The sequence below is a fragment of the Thalassotalea sp. 273M-4 genome (assembly GCF_041410465.1).
GTDB classification, from domain to species: domain Bacteria; phylum Pseudomonadota; class Gammaproteobacteria; order Enterobacterales; family Alteromonadaceae; genus Thalassotalea_A; species Thalassotalea_A aquiviva.
Map to the genome: position 1 here is coordinate 2,292,160 of NZ_CP166961.1, position 21,055 is coordinate 2,313,214.

Sequence of the window (21,055 nt, forward strand, 5' to 3'; positions counted from 1 at the left end):
CGTATTCATAACATGCAAAATACAAACAAATAAGGGATGTTAGAAATTAAAAATACATGAGTAAAAAGGACGTTCAGTAAGGCACTAAAAACACCATTAACGTTTATATAGATTGGCTTAAACCTACAAACGAAAAAGCCCGCAAACATGATGCTTGCGGGCTTTTAGAATATGGCGGTGACGGAGAGATTGAGCTCTCGACTCTTGGTATATCACCTACCCCCCTCATAAATAAAGGATTTATGCTAGATCGAATATCCCCTTTGTACCAGCGGGTATTTCAATTATGAGACAATAACACTATGTTAAGTAATACATAACCAATGAATTACTTAACAGGAAAGTCACAACCCGTGTAATCTATTGATTTATATTGTTATACTAACTTTTTACTAAATAAAAACTCATAGATTATGCGCAGACCTAAAACCATCAGCAACACCATCTATAACAGAAACATCACCTTTGAAAACTTGATAAAATTCATAGAAAGAGTGCGGCTAGATGAAGATTTAGTACAAAATGAATTCGTTGCAAAAATAGATATAACACTTGTTGACGGTGAAGAGTACAGTTATAAATCATGCCACGAATTTTTTGCGGAAACGTCTAAGCCTGAGCAGGAAACAATAAGAAAGTCTAAAATAGTAGGTTTTACCTTAGATATTTATGATCACATGAGTCTTCGGTTTGGGGAATACGGTTCCTCGATTGAATACAACTCAGCATCTTCCAAAGGGCACGCCCTTTTTGCGAGTGCTAATGACACACTAGAGCTCAGATTAAAATCGCTACAAACTTTTTTCGAAAGTAAAATCGGTAATGGTACTTTGGGCATTATTCTGATACTGTCTATAGTCCTTTCTATTTACCTTGACAATCCTTTCAAGAGTATTGTGGTCATTATTGTCTGTTATGTTTTCGTTAAGGTGTTTCCCCCCATCTCACCGCGAGTAGATATCATTATGAATAACTCAACGGATAGCTTCATTGTTAGGAATAGCGACTCTATTATCATTACTTTAATATCCATCATTATATCTTACGCAGCTGGCTACTATACCAACCTGTGACCTTGCAATCACCGATGATACCACTCTGTTACCGGCCTTGTGACCACCTACGCTAAATTGGCGTAGGAATAAATTTGCAACATTACAATAAATAAAGGGGCTCGGTGACACATGCGTCTCATTCTCGAATATATTTAAACTAGACAGGCTTTGGATTGTTCGAAAAAGGAATAAAAAAGCCCGCAAACATGATGCTTGCGGGCTTTTAGAATATGGCGGTGACGGAGAGATTCGAACTCTCGATACGTTTCCGTATACACACTTTCCAGGCGTGCTCCTTCAGCCACTCGGACACGTCACCTTAATTTGTTCTAAATGATTTGGCTGAGCACGCCTTGGCGTGGTATCTCCACTTGGCAGCCTCTCAAACAAGTCATCTTAATTTGAATTGTCTTGTGATTTTATTACCGTGTTGTCTTCACGCATTAGTAAATGCTGTATTTACTAATGAGCGCGTATATTAGGTAAATTTTAGTCAGGGCGCAAGTGCAAACAGTAATTTGCTAAACTGTTTGCACGTTATTTACGCACTTGTCGCTAGGTGTTATTTTTTTGCGGAAGTTTAAGGCTCGCTGAAAACTCTAACATGCGATTTAACGAACGCAGAGCACCGTCTCGAAGGTCCATATCAACAAACACTTCACGGCCAGTAGGATCGATTAACGCATCGTGAATGCCTTTTAAACCATTCATAGCCATCCAAGGACAATGTGCACAGCTGCGACATGTTGCGCCCTCACCTGCAGTCGGAGCTTCAAAGAACTCTTTATCTGGACACAGTTGCTGCATTTTGTAAAAGATGCCGCGATCTGTGGCAACAATAAATTTCTTGTGTGGCATTTCTTGCGCGGCTTTTATGAGCTGGCTGGTAGAGCCTACAGCATCTGCAAGGTCAACAACTTCGGCAGGTGATTCTGGGTGAACCAAAATAGCGGCATCTGGGTGTAAGGCCTTCATGTCTTTTAACGCTTTGGTTTTAAACTCATCGTGGACAATACATGCACCATCCCACATGATCATATCGGCGTCGGTTTGTTTTTTGATGTATGAGCCTAAATGCTTGTCTGGGCCCCATAAAATGGTTTCGCCCTGTTCGTCTAGGTGTTCAACGATTTCAAGCGCACAAGATGAAGTGACTATCCAGTCAGCTCGCGCTTTCACCTCTGTTGAGGTATTGGCATAAACCACCACCGTGCGCTCTGGGTGTTGATCACAGAATTTATTAAACTCTTCAATAGGACAACCTAAGTCTAATGAACACGTCGCTTCAAGCGTTGGCATAATAACCGTTTTTTCTGGGGTCAAAACTTTAGCTGTTTCGCCCATAAACTTAACCCCTGCAACGATCAGAGTGGTTGCAGAATGTTGATTACCAAAACGAGCCATTTCTAACGAGTCGGCAACACAACCACCGGTTTCTTCCGCTAAGGCCTGAATTTCAGGGTCGGTGTAGTAGTGAGCCACTAGTACTGCGTTTTTCTCTTTCAGTAATTGTTTGATTTTGTCTTTATACTCGGCTTTTTCAGCATCGCTCATCGGCGCTGGCTTGGCAGGAAAGGTATAATCAAAATCTACGGCTAAGGTGGTCTCTAACATACTTCTGAAACTCGTGAATAGGTTAAATAGAATTTAGGGTGATGTATTATATAAGATTTACAGCCATAAGTGTAGCAGGCCTTATTAGCTTTGGGCGCAAACACGACAAGGTTCTCGTGTTTTTAGGTGAGCAGGATGAAAAGTTAAAAACTAACGTCTTAAAAAACTTGAACGCATTAATGAGCTAGCGGTTAAAAGCTTGGCTTTGGGGGAATCTTTATAAATGGGATGATTATCAGAAAAGTGGTCGGTCGTGAAGGATTTGAACCTTCGACAAATTGGTTAAAAGCCAACTGCTCTACCAACTGAGCTAACGACCGACATATAGATTTTCACCTTCTCTATAGGTTAGAGAAAGTGGTCGGTCGTGAAGGATTTGAACCTTCGACAAATTGGTTAAAAGCCAACTGCTCTACCAACTGAGCTAACGACCGACATTAGGTATATAAATAATCTTGTTTAGGAAAACGTCCTAGCCAATTATTTAGTTCACTTTCTAGTAAAAGAAAGTGGTCGGTCGTGAAGGATTTGAACCTTCGACAAATTGGTTAAAAGCCAACTGCTCTACCAACTGAGCTAACGACCGACATATAGATTTTCACCTTCTCAATTTGGTTTGAGAAAGTGGTCGGTCGTGAAGGATTTGAACCTTCGACAAATTGGTTAAAAGCCAACTGCTCTACCAACTGAGCTAACGACCGACATATAGATTTTCACCTTCTCAATTTGGTTTTGAGAAAGTGGTCGGTCGTGAAGGATTTGAACCTTCGACAAATTGGTTAAAAGCCAACTGCTCTACCAACTGAGCTAACGACCGACATTTTTCGCGTTGTGGCCTGTGCCTCAACGCGGGGCATATAATACTGATTATAGGATTTAGTGCAACAACAAATTTGTGTTTTTTTGAAAAATAATTCCACTTGCACAAAAACAAAGCAAATAGTTCAACTTATCAGCGCAAAGTGTAACCAAATGTAGTTAACAATGTTGTTAACCTTCATAAATTACAGATTTGCTAAACGTGCTTGCGCAAGCTGGGCTGCTGAAGAACCTTGGTATTCGCTAATCACCCGATTGTATAAATCCTTGGCTTTTGCAATATCATTCTGCTTTTGAGCCACCATGCCTAATTTAAGCATAGCATCACTGCGCTTATTGGAATTTTCAAAATTATTAATAACATTATTAAATTCAGTCGCGGCTGCGGCTAAATCACCTTTGTTAAATAATAACTGTCCTAACCAATAATGAGCATTAGCAGAATAGGTAGAATTAGGGTACTTGCTGTTAAACGACGAAAACTCAGCAATAGCTCTGTCGTACTGCTTGTGTTTAAGCACTAGATTAACCGCATGATCATAGGCTTCGTTTTCAGTGAAGTTATCTGAATAGGCTATGCTACTGCCACTATTTGAAGGCGTTATTGGGGTAACCGTAGCCGCAGGTGCTGCGCTTAAGCGTCGATCAATTTCTTGATAGATTTCACGTTGGCGTTGCAAAATTTGCCTAATAGTATGAGCTTGCTCTTCGGTTAGTCCACGTAACTCACTAAGCTCTACTTGCATAGCATCTACTTGCATTTGCAAGTCATTAAGAGCACGGTTACGAGCTTGCAGAAGGCGTTGTAAGGTGGCAACGTCACTCTGTTGTTGAACTTGTTGATTAATATCTGATACCGGTGCAGGCTCAGCTGCTAGTGCTTGAAAAGCACCAGCAGCGACCATTAAACCTAATAAAAGCTTATTTGATTTCATCTCTTATCCTGGTTTATTTAACTAACAGACTATAAAGTCTAAATTAGTAAACAAGAACTGCGCGACGGTTTTTCGCGTAAGCAGCATCTGTGCTAGAGCTGATTGCTGGCTTTTCTTCACCGTAGCTTACAGTTTCAATTTGTGATGGTAAAGCACCTGAGTTTTCTAGGTACTTTTGTACCGCTTGGGCACGACGCTCACCTAGAGCAATGTTGTACTCAGGCGTACCGCGTTCATCCGTATGACCTTCAATGATCACACGTACGTTAGGGTTCGCTACTAAAAATTTAGCATGTAAGTCTAGAGTTGCGGTAACTTCTGCAGCTAATTTTGACGTATCGTAGTCAAAGTAAACCGTATTTTCTGTTTGTAACTGCTCTTGTTCTTGTTGTTTAATTGCTTCTAAGCGCGCAACTTCAGCAGCTGCTTGAGCTTGAGCTTCTGCAGCTAGGCGTTCTTTTTCAGCTTTCATTGCCGCTTCTTTTTGTGCAATTTCAGCTTGCTCGTCAGTCGTACCGTTTGAAGAACATGCAGCTAAAGCCATTAGTGGAAGGGCTACAGCAAGGCTTTTTACAACTTTATTTAAGCGCATTTTTTTTCCTTTTATATTTTTCTAATTTAAAGTTTATGATTTTATAAAAAAGGTGACCACGATGGTGATTTAACCTGCCCATGTTTTGCAGGCAAGCGAGCTTTAAATCGGCCATCAACAGAAACCAGTGCCAATACCTTACGATCATTGTGTGAGGTAGTGTAAATAATCATGCCACCATTAGGGGCAATACTGAGCGACTCGTCTAAGTGCGTTCTGGTTAACACTTCAATTGAGCCACTACCATTTAATTCTTGCTTAGCGAGTCGGTATTGACCTTTGGTTCGGTTTACCATAATAAGCTGGCTACCGTCTGGGGTAATCGCTCCGCCAAGATTCATTTCACCATCAAAGGTTAAACGGGCTTCATTTCCGTTGGTTAAATTTACTCGATAAATCTGTGGTTTACTACCCCGAACAGAGGTAAATACTAAATATTTTCCATCTGGCGACCAATTTGGTTCGGTGTCAATATAAATGCTACGAGTTACACGACGCAATTTTTTGGTCGCTAAATCCATAATATAAATTTCAGAGTTACCGTCTTTCGATAAAGCCATCGCCATTTGCTTGCCATCAGGAGACCAGCGCGGAGCACTATTTATGCCCTTAAAACTGGTTAACAGTTCGCGTTTGGCAGTGTAAATGTCTTGGATATAAATTTGTGCCTGACGATTTTCAAAGGTTACATAAGCTAATTTTGTACCATCTGGCGACCAGGTTGGTGACATTAACGGCTCTGACGAAGTCAGCAGAACTTGCTCGTTGTAACCATCGTAGTCAGCAATAACCAATTGAAACTTTCTACTCCCTTCATCTTGCACAACCACGTACGCTATTTTTGTTAAAAACGCGCCTCGGCTTCCCGTTAACTTTTCATAAATACTGTCGGCAATTTGGTGTGCTTTAGGTCTAAACAGCGATGCCGAAATATATTGATTCGGCACGGAGTCAATAAGTACTTGCGAACTGCCTTGTACCAGTTGGCCATTTTCAATAGACTGACCATCAACCCCCATCATTTGACCTCGAATAACATCAATCAACTTAAATGATACCAAGAACTTACCTGGTAATGGTTGTTCAATATTGCCCATAACCAAGGCTTCAACGCCAAGGTCTACCCATGCTTGGTAATCTACCTCGGCAAGTGTTTTCGGTTGTTGTGGCATATTCAGTTGATTAATCGGATTAAACTTACCGCTGCGCAATAAATCATCACTGATAATTTTAGAAATATTTTCAGGTAAGGCCGTCTCACCGGAATAGGTAAATGGCATGACCGCAATTGGTCTGGCCGTGTTTACCCCACCAGTAATGACGAGTTCAAGTTCCGCATGAGCCTGTTGGATAAAGGCCATACATAACACGAAAGGAAAGATTAATTTTTTAAACATAATTCTCTTTATTTACCGGTTAATTAAATTTTGGTGCATAAGTTAAACTGATATTTTCTAATTTCTCAAATACCAATGGGTCTTTAGAAACAGGTAACGTGCCAGCTTTGTTTACCGCTTTCATTGCTTCTTGACAGACAACTTGATCACCTTGTATTGCCTGAACATTAATAACAAAGCCATTACTAGCCAACTTAATTTTAAGCTGACAAGACTTACCACGCATAGTAGATTCATCTTGAATGAAGTTACGCTCAATGGCTTGGGTAATTAACGCACTGTACTTTTCAACTTCGGTCATCACTTGTTGCGAGCGCGCACTTTGCCTTGCTGCCATTTCTTCTAACATTTGCTGTTCAAGTAAGCGCTGCTGTTCTGCGCGTTCTGCTTCTGCTTTTCGGCGTTTTTCTTCTTCAATTTTCTTACGGCGACGCTCTTCTGCGGCTTTACGCTCTTCTTCTTCGGCTTTTAATCGCTTAGCTTTTGCCTCGGCGGCTGCTTGTTCAGCTTGCCTGCGTTCTTGCTCTTTTTGTTGAAGAAGTTTTTGCTCTGCTAAGGCTTTATCTTTTGCCCGCTTTGCGTCAGCTTCTGCTTTTTTCTTTTCATTCAGCTTTTTCAGTTTATCACGTTCAAGTTGTTTTAGTCGTTCCGCTTCTTGACGGCGTTTTTGCTGTGCTTGCTGAGCTCTACGCTCAAGCTCTTTAATGCGATCGTCTTCGCGTTTTTGGACTGCTGCTTTTTGCTGTTTTATTTTATCCACATGCTGTTGTAATTTACTTTCGTCAATAACAACGGCATCAATGACCTGCATTTCTTTTTTCGGTGTGGCTTTTACTGGCGGGGTAAAGTCGGCATTCATCATCAGCACAATGCCCATCACAAGATGAATAACCACCGCAGCAGAACCTGCAATAAGATACTGTTGCTTCACCGTTTTTCCATCTGGAAGATAGGTGAAAATCAGCATGCATTTACGAACAAAACCACCAATAAGGTTTTTTAATACCAACATGCTACATTAATTCTCCGGTGATTCTGTCATCAACCCAACCGATGGTACGCCTGCGCCTTGCAGTAAAACCATCAACTGAATAACAGAATTATATGGCACATTACCATCGCCATTGACCACCACAGGCGTATCTGGGTCGACCACTAAGCGGGCTTTGACCAAAGTTGCTAGCTCGCTAGGTTCAAGAGGCTCACTTTTGGTATCGCCTACATTGAGATAAAAAAGCCCATTAATGTCGACGCTGGCAACCAATGGGGTTTTAGAATCTTGTTTTAACGGTTCAGATTCGGCTTTGGGTAAGTCCACTTTAACACCTTGGGTAATTAACGGCGCTGTTACCATAAAAATAATCAGCAGCACCAACATAACATCAATGTAGGGAACCACATTGATTTCTGCCACGCGTTTTCGTTTCACTCTTGTGTACATCATGCTGTTATTACGCCTGTGTTTTTGCTGGCATCACGGCTTGTCGTTGTAAAATGCTTGAAAACTCTTCTAAAAAATTACCATAGCTGTTTTCAAGCTTTTCAACCGTATGAGAAAAACGGTTAAATGCCATAACCGCTGGAATGGCCGCAAATAAACCCATCGCTGTCGCAATAAGGGCTTCGGCAATACCAGGCGCAACCATCGCTAATGTTGCTTGTTGTACTGCACCTAAGGCAATAAATGAATTCATAATCCCCCAAACAGTGCCAAACAGACCAATATAAGGGCTAATAGAACCAACCGTAGCTAAAAAGGATAAATGGGTTTCTAAGGTGTCAACTTCTCGTGATAGAGCAACACGCATCGCTCGATGGGTTCCATTAACAACCGATTCGGGCGTCACATTTTGGCTTTTTCTAATGCGGGCAAACTCTTTAAAACCGGCGACAAAAAGGCTTTCAATACCATCAACATGGCCCCGTGCTGAGATCTCTTTATATAAACGAGATAAATCGGCACCAGACCAAAATTTATCTTCAAATTTTTGCGCTTGCAATTTGGCTTTATTTAACGCTTTACTTCGCTGAATAATCATGGTCCAAGAGGCAACGGAGAATAACAATAAACACAGCATCACAGCTTTAACAAGTAAACTGGCCTGTAAAAATAAATCAAAAAACGAAAGTTCAGCGTGCACTGTTTAATGCTCCTAAAATGGTTTTTGGAATTGCGCAAGGTTTTCCGGCTTGTAAATTGACACTGGCAATAAGCACTTTTACCTCACACAAAAGTTGAGAATGTTGATTGAAAATTTGTTGGTTAAAAACAAGACTGGCTTTTTTTAACGATGTAATGGATGTTTTGATGGTTAAAAGATCATCCAATTTGGCCGACGCTTTGTTATCCATTTCAACGTTTCTGACCACAAAAGCGAGATTTTGTTCAAGAAAATATGATTGGTTAATACCAAGCTCCCGAAGCCACTCGGTTCTAGCTCGCTCGGCAAACTTTAAATAATTTGCATAATAAACGATCCCACCCGCGTCGGTGTCCTCATAAAAGACTCGCAATGAGTAGGTAAATTGTTGAGTTTGTTCAGGCATTGCACTACATACTTCTTATTGGGTGCCCTTATAGTAAGCGAATTTGAAACCCACACTCAAGTAGTGAACCGCAGGCTTTACATATTTTTTAGAAAATAAATTCAAAATCAATAACAAAGCACAGTGAGGTACCGCCACTTGTAAGGATTTGGTTAACTAATGTTTAAAAAAAAGATAAGCCTGCAAAGAGGTAAGTTTAGCTTATGTGTTAGGGTAAATTATTTTAACTCAACAAGACAATTACAAATGTTTTTTGCTACCTTAAAACGGATTATCACTGACTATTAAACAATCAAAAAACAGATAAAAATACCGACAATACGGTCATTTACCGTTATTTATTAATTTTTATTGCATAAATCCACAGCCTTTAGAAACACCTTGTTTACGCATTAGATTTTATAATGGATGGGCGCAATTTATTTCGTTTGTTCTGACTTAATCTCAGACCTAAAATGCGCCCCATATTCTGAACTTGTTGAGATATTGTCTTAGCAAATTGTTCCTGGATTTATTTAACTTCCTTATTACGACTTAAATTGTTGGGCCCGATTATTTAATCGGGCTTTTTTTTACCCCAAATTCCCCTAATCTTTGCTACCTTTCATCGCATTAGCTATTAGCGAACCAAACTAAAATGTTTACTTTATCTAACTTTTTAAACTGAATTCGATTGCGGGTTAAGGTTTTACCGCCGACCACCTTTTAATTTATATAAATAAGCAGTAACGTATAGGTAACATTGTTCACAGAGCTAACAGAATGCAACTTTCAGACAAACCGGTTATTGAACAAGCTGTTAATTACATTCAACAAAATAAGCCTTTTTGGTTATGTACCATATTAAATACCTATGGTTCAGCGCCACGCCCAATCGGTTCAATTTTTGTTACTGATGGCGGGCAAAGATTTGGTTCTATTTCTGGCGGTTGTCTTGAAGATGCCTTTGTCGAGATGCTCAAACAAGGTAAGTTTAACCAACCAACGCAACTGTTTACGTATGGTCAGCATGCTGTTAGTGCGTCTATTTATCGAGAGTTGCCTTGTGGGGGGACAATCGAGTTATTGGTTGAATACATACCGCCGGTCACCAAACACCAAGAACATTTTCAGCAATGGCTGCAATTTGCCGACAAACAACAACCCTTTAGCAGAGTCATAGAATTAGATGGTGATGCCAAACATGTATCGTTGTTAAATGATACCCCAGCGCAGCAAGTAGTAACGGCACCACATCAAGTCACCCTAGCCTATGAACAGGTGATCACTTTATTACTCATTGGGATTGGGCAAGTGACAGAACAATTAGCGCGCTTAGGCATTTTGGCAGGCTATCAAGTAAAAGTTTGTGATACCCGAAAAGGCTTATCTGATAGTTGGCACTTTAATAAAGCTCGTGGTGGTGTCGACATTATTTGGATGTCACCAGACTTGTTTGTCGAAAAATACGCCAACGGTCGCAGTGCGGTACTCGCTTTAGCTCATGATCCGAGTATTGACGATGTAGCCTTGATGAGTGTGTTTGACACCAGCGCATTTTACATTGGTGCCATGGGGTCGACACGAACCAGTAATGCTCGAATTGAACGACTACAACGGATCTGCGACATTCCCTTGCAGCAACTAGAACGCTTACATGCCCCTATTGGCTTAAATATTGGCAGTAAAACACCCGTTGAAATTGCTATTGCTACCTTAGCAGACATCATACGGGTTCAACATAAAATCAATAAAGAGGCATTATAACAATGCACATTGCTTTAGTTTTGGCAGCAGGAATTTCGAGTCGATACGGCAGTGATAAGCGTTTATCATCCCCTGAACATTTAACGAAACCTTTGTTATTGCAAACCTTAGAGTCGGTAAAACCGCATTATGATATGTTGTTTGTTATTCAAAACGCACAAGACCAACACATTGCCAAATTACTCGGCAACCAAGATGTGTTTGTCCTGACCGCCCCGTCTTCACCTATAGGTTTAGGCCACAGCATTGCCGCTGGCGTTCAACAGATTCAGAAATTATTGCCAGCAACCTCAGTTCAAACGTTAACCCTACTGCTCGCCGATATGCCTTTTATTCAGCCGTCAACAATGGTTAAACTTAAACAGTTTGCTAAGCCAAATCGCATTATCCGACCGAGTTATCAAGGTCAACCTGGACACCCTGTCTGTTTTGGTGTTGATTATATAGATGATTTATCCAATTTAACCTACCCTCTTGGGGCTAAACCCATTATTGAACAACACAAGCAAAATCTTGTAGAAATAAAAGTTAATGATGTTGGGGTCATTAAAGATATTGATACCCCAGCAGATTGGTTAACCAGCCAGCAATAATAAACGATGCGAGTTTTATTTAACCCCACGTTGTTGGTTTAGATTATTTGAAAGGGTTGAGGGTTTGTATCTTTTTAGATTATTCCCCATCGAGTAAAGTTACAATAGAGAGCTAGCCCCAACGAAAATAGTGTGGGGCTATAATAGTGTGGAGCTATAATAGTGTAGAGCTATGAGCCATCAATTCGCATTTAACATCGCCGTTATACAGCCGTTTTATAGAGACCTGCTAATACGGCTTAATTGATAATATTGTTAAACAACAAAGCAGGTAAAATAAATACCGACGCATAAACTAAAGAGCCTGTCGCTATCACCGCAAAGCTGTAAAAAATTGCCTGGGTAAAAAATATTTGTGGCTTGACGATCGCGCTTTGTGACCAAGCAAGCCTAAAAGTCATTACCTCGTGTTTTAACTGATGAAATAAGCGTTGAATTTTACTGAATAATTGACCCAAAAATAAAATAAAAACGCCAATGATTATCTCGCTTGCCCCTATATTGAGCATAGAAATTAATTCAGGCCAAAAGGGAGCGACTAGAATCATAAAAATGACAATAATAATTTTTTTATAGTTACTTAACCCTGACCACATACTTCCCCCTTAATGCGGACTTTAGAACGAATTCTTTTAGGTTGATTACCACAAAGATAACCGCCTGAAACCTATCATTTGTTCACTCATAAAGGGTAGTAAACAATTTCCTTTACATCAATTTTTAAATCAAACTTTACCACCACAAAAGTCAAGCACAGCAAGGGCTACAGGCCAACCCTCATCAAAAACACGTCTAGCTATCATTTGATAAACAATTTTTTTTGCAACTCAAACAAGGTGTTAAAAGCATAACGATAGGGGAATATATAAGTTAAATAATATCGTTTTTCATACGATAAAAAATTATGCACTTTGAAAAAGAAAAGACATTATATTGGATAAAATACAGGCATCCGCCGCAAAGCGGTGGTTATAAAAAGACAGAATGCCCCAAATAGTCAAAAAATTGGGACAAAGATAAGTGCAGAAAATGAAGCGACTTAACCCCTTAACTTTATCAAAACCCAAGGAGCAACGAAGTAGGATTGTCGCAATCAGGGCCTTATCTTAAAACGTCTACATTCTCGCTGGGTGAGCAAAAGCTTTATGTGGTTAGGATAAGATTGCTGCTAGCGAGTCACTACCCATAAAGCATGAATAATTCCGGGTATGAACATCAACAAACAAAGAAGTATATTAATAAGTAAGTCTTTACCAACACCTGCCTTTATAAATACGGCAACCGGTGGTAAGAATATGGACAAAATAATTAAAATCAATTGATTCATTGTTCTCGCCTATCGTTTCGTTAATGAATGACACTGTATGAAGTATGAAGAAGCAACCAATACAAAAGGTGCTATTGTATTGCCCTATTCTCCATTATGAGAGTGTGGTTAACACACCATTTCCTATGGTTAACGACGAAAATTCGTGAATACACGACAATCAGCTAAAATCCAACACTTTCTGGGACTAAGTTTAGTACAAGTTAAAAAATAATTTACCTATACCCCCTCTTCTAAGTATGTATTGAACATTAACTGGCTATATTTCTATTTGGCATTAGCCGTTTAACTTTAGCCTTTTAACTTTAGTCATTTAGCATTAGCTGGCTACATGTATCATAGCTGAGTTTTAAACCACGGCTCACCTTTTTATCCCCTTAGAAACAACAAAATAACAGCAGATAAATTGTGTCTATAATGATAAAGACATTAGCCTTTAAAACTACTTTTCAAATGATTGCTCTAGATCAAAAATGCAAGTTAAACTAATGATTTAGATGCTTCTTTGTTGATTTTGATAAGACTATACTTGATTGAATTTTTTAAAGTCTATTGGAGTAAATGATGAAAATTTCTGTTGTTGCGTTAGCAATTTCAACAACGCTACTTCTGGGCGCCTGTAGTGATAATAATCAAACCGACACTACTGAACGTCTAGATCCTCAAAAACAGGAGCAAGGTATCAAACAAACGAATCCTCTGCTGATCGCTAGTACATTACAGTACCAAACCCCAGATTTTGATGCGATCAAAGATGAACATTTTATGAGTGCTTTTACTCAAGGGATGGCCGAACATTTACAAGAAATTGACGCCATAGCCAATAATCCTGAGCCTGCAACTTTTGACAACACTCTGATAGCAATGGAAAAGTCTGGAGCTCTGCTTACTCGTGTGTCTCTGGTATTTTCTAATTTAGCGGGCACCGACAGCAACGCAGAGCGCCGCGATATTCAAAAAAAAATCGCCCCCTTGCTGGCCGGTCACTATGACAACATCAATTTAAATAGTAAATTATTTGCCCGCATTGAAACCCTTTACAACCAACGTGAGCAATTGGGCTTGGATCCTGAATCATTGCGGCTGCTTGAAGTATATCATCGCAACTTCGTCCGAGCGGGTGCTAAATTAACCGAGCAACAAAAACACGCCATTCGAGCGTTAAATGAAGAACATTCAAACTTAACCACCCAATTTGCCCAAAACCTATTACAAGAAACGAAAAACATTCAAGTGATTGTTGATAATCTTGAAGAGCTTGATGGGTTATCAGAGTCACAAATTAAAGCGGCTGCAAAAGCGGCTGAGGCATCGGGTCTTCAGGGTAAATATGCTATAAGCATCACGAATACAACACGCCAGCCTATATTGGCTTCTATACATAATCGCGAACTGCGTAAAAAAATATGGCAAGCATCGGCCAATCGAGCCCAAACAGGTGCTACCGACAACCGCAAAATAGTTGCTCGATTAGCCAATTTACGCGCCGAAAAAGCCCAACTGTTGGGCTATGACAATTGGGCAAGTTACGGCTTAGAAGCTCAAATGGCGAAAAAGCCACAAGCAGTTTTGGCAATGTTTGGCAGCATGGTACCTGCGGTCGTTGAAAAAGCCAAAAAAGAAGCCCAAGCCATCCAAACGATGATAGAGATGAAAGGCCATTCGTTTAAGCTCGAACCATGGGATTGGGCCTATTACGCCGAACTAGTACGTCAACGACAATACGATTTAGATGAAAATAAAGTAAAACAATATTTTGAATTTAATCGTGTATTACACGATGGCTTGTTCTACACCATGAACCGTTTGTTTGGCATTAATTTTAAAGCTCGTCCAGATTTGCCCGTTTATCATCCAGACGTAGAAGCTTATGAACTATTTGATGTAAATGGTGACAGTCTTGCTATTTTCTATGCCGATTATTTTGCCCGTGACGGTAAACGAGGCGGAGCTTGGATGTCAGCCTTTGTTGGTCAATCTGGCTTACTTGAACAAAAGCCGGTGATTGTTAATGTAATGAACATCCCCAAAGGGCCTGAAGGCAGTCCGACATTAGTAAGTTATGACAATGTGACCACTATGTTTCACGAGTTAGGTCATGGTTTACACGGCATGTTCTCTGATGTTAAGTACCCAACATTGGCAGGGACCGCGGTGTCACGAGATTTTGTTGAATTTCCATCAACTTTCCAAGAGGATTGGGCCGCGCAACCAGAAATAATCGCAAACTATGCTAAGCACTATAAAACCGGCGAGTCGATTCCAGCGCAATTGCTTGATAAAGTGATTAAATCTCGCAGTTTTAACCAAGGTTTCGATACGCTTGAATATATGTCTGCGGCTTTGTTGGACATGGAATACCACTCAATTTCCAGCGCCAATAGCATTGATGATATAAATGCCTTTGAAGCCCAAGCTCTAGCGAAACACGGCGTCGACTTACCCGCAATTCCCCCTCGTTATAAATCAACTTACTTCTCTCATTCTATGGGCGGTGGTTATTCTGCAGGTTATTATGCCTATATGTGGAGTGAAATCCTTGCCGCAGATGCCTTTGAATTCATTCAAAACAATGGTGGCTTAAACATTGAAAACGGGATTGAGTTTCGAGAAAAAATATTGGCGATTGGAAACTCAAAAAAACCCATGGAAGCCTATAAAGCATTCCGTGGGCAAGAGCCATCGACCGATGCATTATTGATTCGTCGTGGCTTAAAAACCAAACTGTAGTACCTTTGTTGTTACTTGAGTCGGATAAAGCACGTCATTAGGCGTGCTTTTTCACCGTTAAACAACCCAGTTTCGTACAAACCGTACTGCCCTCAAATTTTCTTTAAAATGGCACGATAATGGTGCGATAATAATAGGCCATTTTAACTTATTTCCAACCGGGTAACCATTTTTGCTTATCTTTTAAAATCCGCCAATCGATATGGTATTGGTTGTGGCTATACACGGCTTCTAATACACACAAACTGACTTTTTCGGTTTCATCAAATCGAACTTTAGTCACAATAAAATGCTTTTCTTTATTTGTTGGACTTACCGCTTGCCATTTACTGTGCAATAGTTTTTTGGGGTTGATTTGGTTCATCAAATTTTCGTCGCTTTAAGTAGATTGTAAAAAGCTGATAGACTGCACCATAAGTTGAAATTTGCCTTGTTGTTTTTGCGAAATTAAAAAACCAATTTGGGCGATATCGCTAAATTTTAACGGCGGTGCATCTGTAATGATACGACCTCTAAAGGTGGCAATAAACTCCTGTTGGTGAAAGTTTATTCGTTGCCAAACCCCTTTTTCGGTGGTGAAATTGACCCTGTAGGCAATACCGTCAACGAGGTTATTGGTTCGGATGCGAAACTGATAGGTTTTACCATCGCCTTTAACGAGTAACGAAATTTGCTCACTCGGATGAGATAAGCGCATAGGACGACGCACCGATGCAAACCCACCATAGTTTTCAAGGGATACATAACCAGAAAAAATACCGTTTTGCTCCCTGACCGCAAAATGACTTTGCGACTCCCCACCCATAACCGTATCGTTGATCACAAACCAGTTGTCTTGCTCACTCGATTGGGTAAAAAATATCTCAGACGCTTGCGCAGGGTTTAAAGATGTCATCATCAAAATAACCAATGTATGTAAAAAATTTCGCGACATGTTGGCCTCACAGTTTATTCCCTGCAAAAGTTGCCCATAAATAATCCGTTATCTTTATTGCTATACGCCAATGACACACATATAGATTAGCTTAGACTGAACGAACTTTGGCGTTCATTCACTTAAGATATTTTTGGGCACATTGTAACCCTGTAAATGACAGCATTTTGACGAGAAGTTAAACCATGGCTCAGTACAACAAAATATAGCAACGGCACACGTTGGCATATGCTCAAGATGATCACAGTGCAGTAAATTAAAACATTCGGTGATATCGGGGTTATGAGTTACCAACACTATGCTTTGAAAAGACTCTGGGGTGGTTTTTATGCACTCTAAAATTGCTCTAGCGCCGTGAAAATAAAGTTGCTGTTGGGTGATGACGTCGCTCTTGCAGGCTTGCACAAAAGGCGCTAGCCCTAGGGCAGTTTGCTGCGCTCTCTTAGCAGGACTTGCATACAGAGCTTTGGCATAAATATTTTGTTGCATTAGCCATTGCCCCATAAGTTTAATGCTTCTTTTGCCTCGACTATTTATAGGGCGCTGGATATCGGTTAAGGTTGGATCTTTCCAACTGGACTTTGCATGTCGAACCAAGCAAAAAACATTCATTTTATTGGGCAAGCTTATAAACGACATGTACCTGAGTTTTTAAGGTGATGTGCTCAGGTACAAAAACCCCCTTATTCGGTCCGCCCTCATTGCTCATTAGGGCCGTAAAGTTGTTTTTATCAAAGCCAAATGAGGCAAAAAAATCGGCAAACGTGCGATCTTGGCTGATCCCATAAACAGCATCAACTTTGGCGCCAACGGCAGCGGCTATGTTATCTGCGTTGATCCGCGCGTTATTGCCCGCTTGTTTTATCAGTTCATACTCCAATTGTTGCCGGTCTTTTAAATCAAATTCAGTATTTAGTCTCTCGACATGATCACGATTTAATAAGAAGTCGATAATTTGGGGGAAATTATCTAAACGCTGTAAACTCACTTCAAAGCGCTGAGTGACTTCATAGCCTTGGATGGTAATTTGATCATAGGTGAGATTTTGAGAACGTCTGGCTTGTTTAGCAATACTAAACGATTTAATGTCCTTATCATTGACCCCTTGTTTTAATAACATAAACAAGATTTTATTGGCGGTGTTGTTAACATTATCAAGGGCAGCTTCTGATTCAGCTTCAATGCTAGTAACAACAAAGTTTAATGTTGCTTTGTCGGGTTTAACCTTGATCTCGGCCTGACCCGAGACGGTAATAAAAGGAAATTCGGGTAAAGCATTTGCCATCACGTTAGAGCCGCAAAGCAAAGCACCGACAAAAAATAAAAACCTAATCATACCATCCCCTACTTTAGCTGCTTGTTTAAACCCGCAAACGCATCTCATATGCCATTTACTTATACGTTAACAGCGTTTGGCCACTATAAAATCAATACCAAATTATAAGCATAGCAAAAAGCGCTTCAAGCATAACAAAAAGCCCCGACAATAATGTCAGGGCTTTTGGTTATCAACTTAAGTCAAAAACAATTAACGCTTTGGGATATCTAAACCAAAGTGCAAATAGGCATTATCGCTAACGATACGACCGCGTGGCGTGCGTTGTAAAAAACCTTGTTGAATTAAAAAAGGCTCTATAACATCTTCAATCGTTTCGCGCTCTTCACCAATGGCTGCGGCGATATTGTCTAAGCCAACGGGGCCACCTGAAAATTTATCAATGATCGCTAATAACAATTTTCTATCCATTAAATCAAAGCCTTGGGTATCAACTTCAAGCATGTTTAAGGCTTTTGAGGCGGTATTCTGGTCAGCCTGACCATTATTTTTAATTTCTGCATAGTCTCGTACTCGGCGTAATAATCGATTGGCAATTCGCGGAGTACCTCGAGAGCGCTTAGCCACTTCTAAGGCGCCTTCGGTCGATAAACTGACATTTAGAAAATGAGCAGAGCGACTGACAATGTCCGTTAAGTCTTCAACCTTATAAAACTCTAAGCGCTGGACAATGCCAAATCTATCTCTTAACGGCGAAGTTAAAGCGCCGGCGCGAGTCGTTGCACCAATTAACGTAAACGGGGGTAAATCAAGCTTAATAGAACGCGCTGCAGGCCCCTCACCTATCATGATATCTAATTGATAGTCTTCCATTGCCGGATACAGAATTTCTTCCACCATGGGGCTTAAACGATGTATTTCGTCAATAAACAACACATCGTTTTCTTCAAGATTGGTTAATAAAGCCGCCAAGTCACCAGCTTTTTCCAGAACAGGACCCGATGTCGTACGAATATTTACGCCCATTTCATTTGCCACAATATTGGCTAAGGTGGTTTTGCCCAAGCCTGGTGGGCCAAAAATCAATAAATGATCTAAGGGTTCGCTGCGTTTTTTAGCCGCAGCGATAAAAATATCCATTTGCTCTTTTACATGATCTTGACCGGTATAGTCAGTCAACATCTTTGGCCGAATGGCACGATCGATGGTTTCTTCTTCTCGTGTCATGGTCGGCTGTATCAAGCGGTCGGCTTCTATCATTGTTTACTACCAATAGTTAATAAGATATTCAAAGGCTATATTACAGCATCGATTTTAACGCGTCACGAATAAGTTCTTCGGAGCTTTTATCACTATCAAACACCGATTTCACCGCTTTTTCGGCTTGCATTTGTTTATAACCTAAAGAGGTTAAGGCCGTAATGGCATCGTCTTTGCTGCTGGCGGTGGTGATTAAACTTGGTGCTTCACCAATGTCATCAATAGAAATCGCATGACTACTTGGCATTGGCAACTCTTGCCCCCAATCTTTAAGCTTATCTCGCATTTCAACCAGTAAACGCTCGGCGGTTTTTTTACCGACACCTGGTATTTTTACGATGGTGCCCACATCGTCTAAATTCACACATTGCACAAACTGCCCTGCCGACATATTGGATAAAATAGCCAACGCCAGTTTTGGCCCGACCCCATTAACTTTTATTAATAAACGGAACAGCTTACGCTCAGTTGTATTGGCAAAGCCATAAAGCAATTGTGCATCTTCACGAACAACAAAGTGGGTATATATAACGGCTTCTTGCTCAAGTTTTGGTAAATGATAAAAGCTGGTCATTGGTAAAGTGACCTCGTAACCAACGCCTGCGCATTCAATGACGATTTCGGGGGCTTGTTTTTCGACTAATATGCCGCGTAATCTACCTATCACGATGTATCCTAGGGGGTAAACTTATAAAAGCACACAATAACACTGTATAAATATATAGTAAAGAGGAGGGTAAACAAAAGGAAATAAGATAACGGGGGAATGGATGGGTCACAAAATAACAGCGACAAAGGCTGTAAAAGCTACCGCCAACTTGACCGGTAGCTTAAGCATATTAAAGCACGAACCTAAAAGTCTAAGTTAATACCCGCAAAGAAACCTTTGGCTTCGTATTCAAATGGGATGGTGACATCGCCTAAGTCTTCAATTTCAAGCTTTTGCGCACGATAGCCAGCCAACAAGTCAAAATTTAGGGCGTATGCACCAATTTCATATTTGATCCCAACTTGTAAGTCTGAAATGCTGTTATCGTCGTAACTAAAGCCATCGCCTTTGGCGTATAAAAATAACGGTGTCGCCGGAATCCCCACTTCTAACATGGCGTATGCATGAGGAATAGCACCATCAAATTCTTCTTCAATCAGCTCTTGTAAAATACGGGCATTTTGAAATAGTGATGCACCGACACCAATATCAAATGTTACCAGATCATTATCAAGAATTTCATAGTAAAGCGTAAAATCAATTTTATCGTAGGCTAAGTCAGAAGAATCGACCGTTGAATAACCGGCCTTGATATTTGGCACAAGTGGAATTGGGTGTTCAAACGAGGCCGAAAAAGCGGGTTGGCCTTTATCGCCCATATCGTCACCGGCTAATTCTAGGTTTTGCTTCCAGTAAGTTGCTTCGAATTCAGCGCCCAACAGCATATCGGCTTGAGCTGCAGATGAGGCGACTAAAATCGCTGAAGCTAATAGTAATTTTTTCATAATTTCCCTTTTTATTTTTGTATGTAATTATTATTAACAGCAAGTGGTAAATATTACCGACTTTTGAATCCGTATCTTTTTAATAAATGCAGTGCATTATAGCGTTTTTATAACCAGATAATTTAACCATATTGTTGCTAGAAATGCACAACTAATGAGGTAACATCCGACCTAGGTCAAATCAAATTATCGCAATCGACCTCGAACGGTTTTCTTCGCTTGCCCAGCCATTTTTACTAATGAGTCAAAACTGTGACCGTGACAAATAGCCACCGCTAATGCATCGGCCGCATCCGCTTGCGGTGTGCATGGTAATTTTAAAAACGTGGTCACCATATGCTGAACTTGCTCTTTACTCGCCGCGCCTGTGCCAACGACAGCTTGTTTTATTTGCCTTGCGGAATATTCGGCAACGTCTAGTCCCCGATTTGTTGCGGCCACCATCGCCACGCCGCGTGCTTGCCCAAGCTTTAAAGCGCCGCCTGGGTTTAAGCCCATAAACACTTGTTCTATGGCAAACATATCGGGTTTAAACTGAACAATAAGCTCAGACACTCCAGCAAAAATAATTTGCAAGCGCTTAGACTGATCATCACCGGCACTTAAGGTTTTAATACAACCACTGCCGAGATAATTGAACGTGCGTCCTTTCTTTTCAATCACACCGTACCCCGTTAAACGAGAGCCTGGGTCGATGCCAAGTATTATGCTCATATCAACACAACATCATGTTATT

Annotated in this window: 22 protein-coding genes and 6 tRNA genes; 4 read left to right on the forward strand and 24 right to left on the reverse strand. The window is 40.5% G+C overall.

The annotated features are described in order from the left end of the window. The first annotated feature begins 413 nt into the window (after positions 1-413). On the forward strand, positions 414-1,073 hold the full coding sequence (locus tag ACAY00_RS10315; RefSeq protein ID WP_371373118.1) for a hypothetical protein: 660 nt from the start codon (positions 414-416) through the stop codon (positions 1,071-1,073). 213 nt (positions 1,074-1,286) lie between these two features. On the opposite strand, the gene ACAY00_RS10320 is transcribed toward ACAY00_RS10315, so the two are convergent. The 14 genes from ACAY00_RS10320 to ybgC all read right to left on the reverse strand — a co-directional run bounded on the left by ACAY00_RS10320 (position 1,287) and on the right by ybgC (position 8,959). Beyond that, positions 1,287-1,374: transfer RNA gene (locus tag ACAY00_RS10320), tRNA-Ser, on the reverse strand. A 236-nt stretch (positions 1,375-1,610) separates the two neighbouring features. Then, entirely contained in the window at positions 1,611-2,669 is a 1,059-nt protein-coding gene (nadA, locus tag ACAY00_RS10325) for a quinolinate synthase NadA (RefSeq protein WP_371373120.1), read from the reverse strand. Positions 2,670-2,913: 244 nt separating this feature from the next. Next, positions 2,914-2,989 (reverse strand) — tRNA-Lys (locus ACAY00_RS10330). A gap of 38 nt (positions 2,990-3,027) precedes the next feature. Further along, positions 3,028-3,103, reverse strand: a tRNA-Lys gene (locus ACAY00_RS10335). Positions 3,104-3,179: 76 nt separating this feature from the next. Further along, positions 3,180-3,255: transfer RNA gene (locus tag ACAY00_RS10340), tRNA-Lys, on the reverse strand. 39 nt (positions 3,256-3,294) lie between these two features. Then, positions 3,295-3,370: transfer RNA gene (locus tag ACAY00_RS10345), tRNA-Lys, on the reverse strand. Positions 3,371-3,410: 40 nt separating this feature from the next. Continuing rightward, positions 3,411-3,486: transfer RNA gene (locus tag ACAY00_RS10350), tRNA-Lys, on the reverse strand. A 187-nt stretch (positions 3,487-3,673) separates the two neighbouring features. After that, positions 3,674-4,423, reverse strand: coding sequence for a tol-pal system protein YbgF (gene ybgF / locus ACAY00_RS10355; protein WP_371373122.1), 750 nt, complete (start codon positions 4,421-4,423; stop codon positions 3,674-3,676). 43 nt (positions 4,424-4,466) lie between these two features. After that, positions 4,467-5,015: a peptidoglycan-associated lipoprotein Pal gene (gene pal, locus ACAY00_RS10360; protein ID WP_371373124.1), complete on the reverse strand. Its 549-nt coding sequence runs from the start codon at positions 5,013-5,015 to the stop codon at positions 4,467-4,469. A 41-nt stretch (positions 5,016-5,056) separates the two neighbouring features. Next, positions 5,057-6,412, reverse strand: coding sequence for a Tol-Pal system beta propeller repeat protein TolB (gene tolB / locus ACAY00_RS10365; protein WP_371373126.1), 1,356 nt, complete (start codon positions 6,410-6,412; stop codon positions 5,057-5,059). A gap of 19 nt (positions 6,413-6,431) precedes the next feature. Next, on the reverse strand, positions 6,432-7,424 hold the full coding sequence (gene tolA / locus ACAY00_RS10370) for a cell envelope integrity protein TolA (protein WP_371373128.1): 993 nt from the start codon (positions 7,422-7,424) through the stop codon (positions 6,432-6,434). Positions 7,425-7,430: 6 nt separating this feature from the next. Beyond that, positions 7,431-7,853, reverse strand: coding sequence for a protein TolR (tolR, locus tag ACAY00_RS10375; protein ID WP_371379691.1), 423 nt, complete (start codon positions 7,851-7,853; stop codon positions 7,431-7,433). A gap of 10 nt (positions 7,854-7,863) precedes the next feature. Beyond that, a complete protein-coding gene (gene tolQ, locus ACAY00_RS10380) occupies positions 7,864-8,553 on the reverse strand; it encodes a protein TolQ (protein WP_371373130.1) in 690 nt (229 codons plus the stop codon). Then, entirely contained in the window at positions 8,543-8,959 is a 417-nt protein-coding gene (gene ybgC, locus ACAY00_RS10385) for a tol-pal system-associated acyl-CoA thioesterase (protein WP_371373132.1), read from the reverse strand. Before ybgC ends, tolQ begins: the two co-directional genes overlap by 11 nt. Positions 8,960-9,721: 762 nt before the next feature. On the opposite strand from ybgC, the gene ACAY00_RS10390 reads away from it, so the two are divergent. Then, on the forward strand, positions 9,722-10,705 hold the full coding sequence (locus ACAY00_RS10390) for an XdhC family protein (protein ID WP_371373134.1): 984 nt from the start codon (positions 9,722-9,724) through the stop codon (positions 10,703-10,705). A gap of 2 nt (positions 10,706-10,707) precedes the next feature. Further along, the gene (locus ACAY00_RS10395) at positions 10,708-11,298 is read left to right on the forward strand and encodes an NTP transferase domain-containing protein (RefSeq protein WP_371373136.1); all 591 of its coding nucleotides are present in this window, start codon (positions 10,708-10,710) and stop codon (positions 11,296-11,298) included. A 239-nt stretch (positions 11,299-11,537) separates the two neighbouring features. Here the strand turns inward: ACAY00_RS10395 and ACAY00_RS10400 are convergent, their stop codons facing one another. Together ACAY00_RS10400 and ACAY00_RS10405 are read right to left on the reverse strand one after the other, a co-directional pair. Continuing rightward, entirely contained in the window at positions 11,538-11,894 is a 357-nt protein-coding gene (locus tag ACAY00_RS10400) for a hypothetical protein (protein ID WP_371373138.1), read from the reverse strand. Positions 11,895-12,466: 572 nt separating this feature from the next. Then, complete coding sequence (locus ACAY00_RS10405; protein ID WP_371373140.1) at positions 12,467-12,625, reverse strand: YqaE/Pmp3 family membrane protein; 159 nt, start codon at positions 12,623-12,625, stop codon at positions 12,467-12,469. A gap of 564 nt (positions 12,626-13,189) precedes the next feature. On the opposite strand from ACAY00_RS10405, the gene ACAY00_RS10410 reads away from it, so the two are divergent. Next, on the forward strand, positions 13,190-15,355 hold the full coding sequence (locus tag ACAY00_RS10410; protein WP_371379694.1) for a M3 family metallopeptidase: 2,166 nt from the start codon (positions 13,190-13,192) through the stop codon (positions 15,353-15,355). 148 nt (positions 15,356-15,503) lie between these two features. Here the strand turns inward: ACAY00_RS10410 and ACAY00_RS10415 are convergent, their stop codons facing one another. From ACAY00_RS10415 to ruvC, 8 genes are all read right to left on the reverse strand, one after another. Continuing rightward, positions 15,504-15,719 (reverse strand): TIGR02450 family Trp-rich protein, encoded by a 216-nt coding sequence (locus ACAY00_RS10415; protein WP_371373142.1) that lies wholly within the window; start codon positions 15,717-15,719, stop codon positions 15,504-15,506. Between the two features lie 15 nt (positions 15,720-15,734). After that, positions 15,735-16,253 (reverse strand): CIA30 family protein, encoded by a 519-nt coding sequence (locus ACAY00_RS10420; RefSeq protein ID WP_371373144.1) that lies wholly within the window; start codon positions 16,251-16,253, stop codon positions 15,735-15,737. A 150-nt stretch (positions 16,254-16,403) separates the two neighbouring features. Continuing rightward, positions 16,404-16,901, reverse strand: a complete 498-nt coding sequence (locus ACAY00_RS10425; RefSeq protein ID WP_371373146.1) for a histidine phosphatase family protein — start codon at positions 16,899-16,901, stop codon at positions 16,404-16,406. A gap of 1 nt (position 16,902) precedes the next feature. After that, positions 16,903-17,625, reverse strand: coding sequence for an SIMPL domain-containing protein (locus ACAY00_RS10430; protein ID WP_371373149.1), 723 nt, complete (start codon positions 17,623-17,625; stop codon positions 16,903-16,905). A 192-nt stretch (positions 17,626-17,817) separates the two neighbouring features. Continuing rightward, on the reverse strand, positions 17,818-18,825 hold the full coding sequence (gene ruvB, locus ACAY00_RS10435; RefSeq protein WP_371373151.1) for a Holliday junction branch migration DNA helicase RuvB: 1,008 nt from the start codon (positions 18,823-18,825) through the stop codon (positions 17,818-17,820). Positions 18,826-18,865: 40 nt separating this feature from the next. After that, positions 18,866-19,492, reverse strand: a complete 627-nt coding sequence (gene ruvA / locus ACAY00_RS10440) for a Holliday junction branch migration protein RuvA (protein ID WP_371373153.1) — start codon at positions 19,490-19,492, stop codon at positions 18,866-18,868. A 185-nt stretch (positions 19,493-19,677) separates the two neighbouring features. Continuing rightward, positions 19,678-20,319, reverse strand: coding sequence for a TIGR04219 family outer membrane beta-barrel protein (locus ACAY00_RS10445; RefSeq protein WP_371373155.1), 642 nt, complete (start codon positions 20,317-20,319; stop codon positions 19,678-19,680). Positions 20,320-20,505: 186 nt separating this feature from the next. Beyond that, the gene (gene ruvC / locus ACAY00_RS10450; protein ID WP_371373157.1) at positions 20,506-21,033 is read right to left on the reverse strand and encodes a crossover junction endodeoxyribonuclease RuvC; all 528 of its coding nucleotides are present in this window, start codon (positions 21,031-21,033) and stop codon (positions 20,506-20,508) included. Positions 21,034-21,055: the final 22 nt, after the last annotated feature.

Bases quoted from the DNA above. Each gene is read 5' to 3' on its own strand.
- ACAY00_RS10400 (WP_371373138.1), bottom strand. From the start codon at position 11,894: ATGTGGTCAGGGTTAAGTAACTATAAAAAAATTATTATTGTCATTTTT.
- ACAY00_RS10415 (WP_371373142.1), bottom strand. From the start codon at position 15,719: ATGAACCAAATCAACCCCAAAAAACTATTGCACAGTAAATGGCAAGCG.
- ruvC (WP_371373157.1), bottom strand. From the start codon at position 21,033: ATGAGCATAATACTTGGCATCGACCCAGGCTCTCGTTTAACGGGGTAC.
- ACAY00_RS10410 (WP_371379694.1), top strand. From the start codon at position 13,190: ATGAAAATTTCTGTTGTTGCGTTAGCAATTTCAACAACGCTACTTCTG.
- ruvB (WP_371373151.1), bottom strand. From the start codon at position 18,825: ATGATAGAAGCCGACCGCTTGATACAGCCGACCATGACACGAGAAGAA.
- ACAY00_RS10395 (WP_371373136.1), top strand. From the start codon at position 10,708: ATGCACATTGCTTTAGTTTTGGCAGCAGGAATTTCGAGTCGATACGGC.
- ybgF (WP_371373122.1), bottom strand. From the start codon at position 4,423: ATGAAATCAAATAAGCTTTTATTAGGTTTAATGGTCGCTGCTGGTGCT.
- ACAY00_RS10425 (WP_371373146.1), bottom strand. From the start codon at position 16,901: ATGAATGTTTTTTGCTTGGTTCGACATGCAAAGTCCAGTTGGAAAGAT.
- tolB (WP_371373126.1), bottom strand. From the start codon at position 6,412: ATGTTTAAAAAATTAATCTTTCCTTTCGTGTTATGTATGGCCTTTATC.
- tolA (WP_371373128.1), bottom strand. From the start codon at position 7,424: ATGTTGGTATTAAAAAACCTTATTGGTGGTTTTGTTCGTAAATGCATG.
- nadA (WP_371373120.1), bottom strand. From the start codon at position 2,669: ATGTTAGAGACCACCTTAGCCGTAGATTTTGATTATACCTTTCCTGCC.
- ACAY00_RS10390 (WP_371373134.1), top strand. From the start codon at position 9,722: ATGCAACTTTCAGACAAACCGGTTATTGAACAAGCTGTTAATTACATT.
- ACAY00_RS10430 (WP_371373149.1), bottom strand. From the start codon at position 17,625: ATGATTAGGTTTTTATTTTTTGTCGGTGCTTTGCTTTGCGGCTCTAAC.
- tolR (WP_371379691.1), bottom strand. From the start codon at position 7,853: ATGTACACAAGAGTGAAACGAAAACGCGTGGCAGAAATCAATGTGGTT.
- ACAY00_RS10445 (WP_371373155.1), bottom strand. From the start codon at position 20,319: ATGAAAAAATTACTATTAGCTTCAGCGATTTTAGTCGCCTCATCTGCA.
- ACAY00_RS10315 (WP_371373118.1), top strand. From the start codon at position 414: ATGCGCAGACCTAAAACCATCAGCAACACCATCTATAACAGAAACATC.
- ACAY00_RS10405 (WP_371373140.1), bottom strand. From the start codon at position 12,625: ATGAATCAATTGATTTTAATTATTTTGTCCATATTCTTACCACCGGTT.
- pal (WP_371373124.1), bottom strand. From the start codon at position 5,015: ATGCGCTTAAATAAAGTTGTAAAAAGCCTTGCTGTAGCCCTTCCACTA.
- ACAY00_RS10420 (WP_371373144.1), bottom strand. From the start codon at position 16,253: ATGATGACATCTTTAAACCCTGCGCAAGCGTCTGAGATATTTTTTACC.
- ybgC (WP_371373132.1), bottom strand. From the start codon at position 8,959: ATGCCTGAACAAACTCAACAATTTACCTACTCATTGCGAGTCTTTTAT.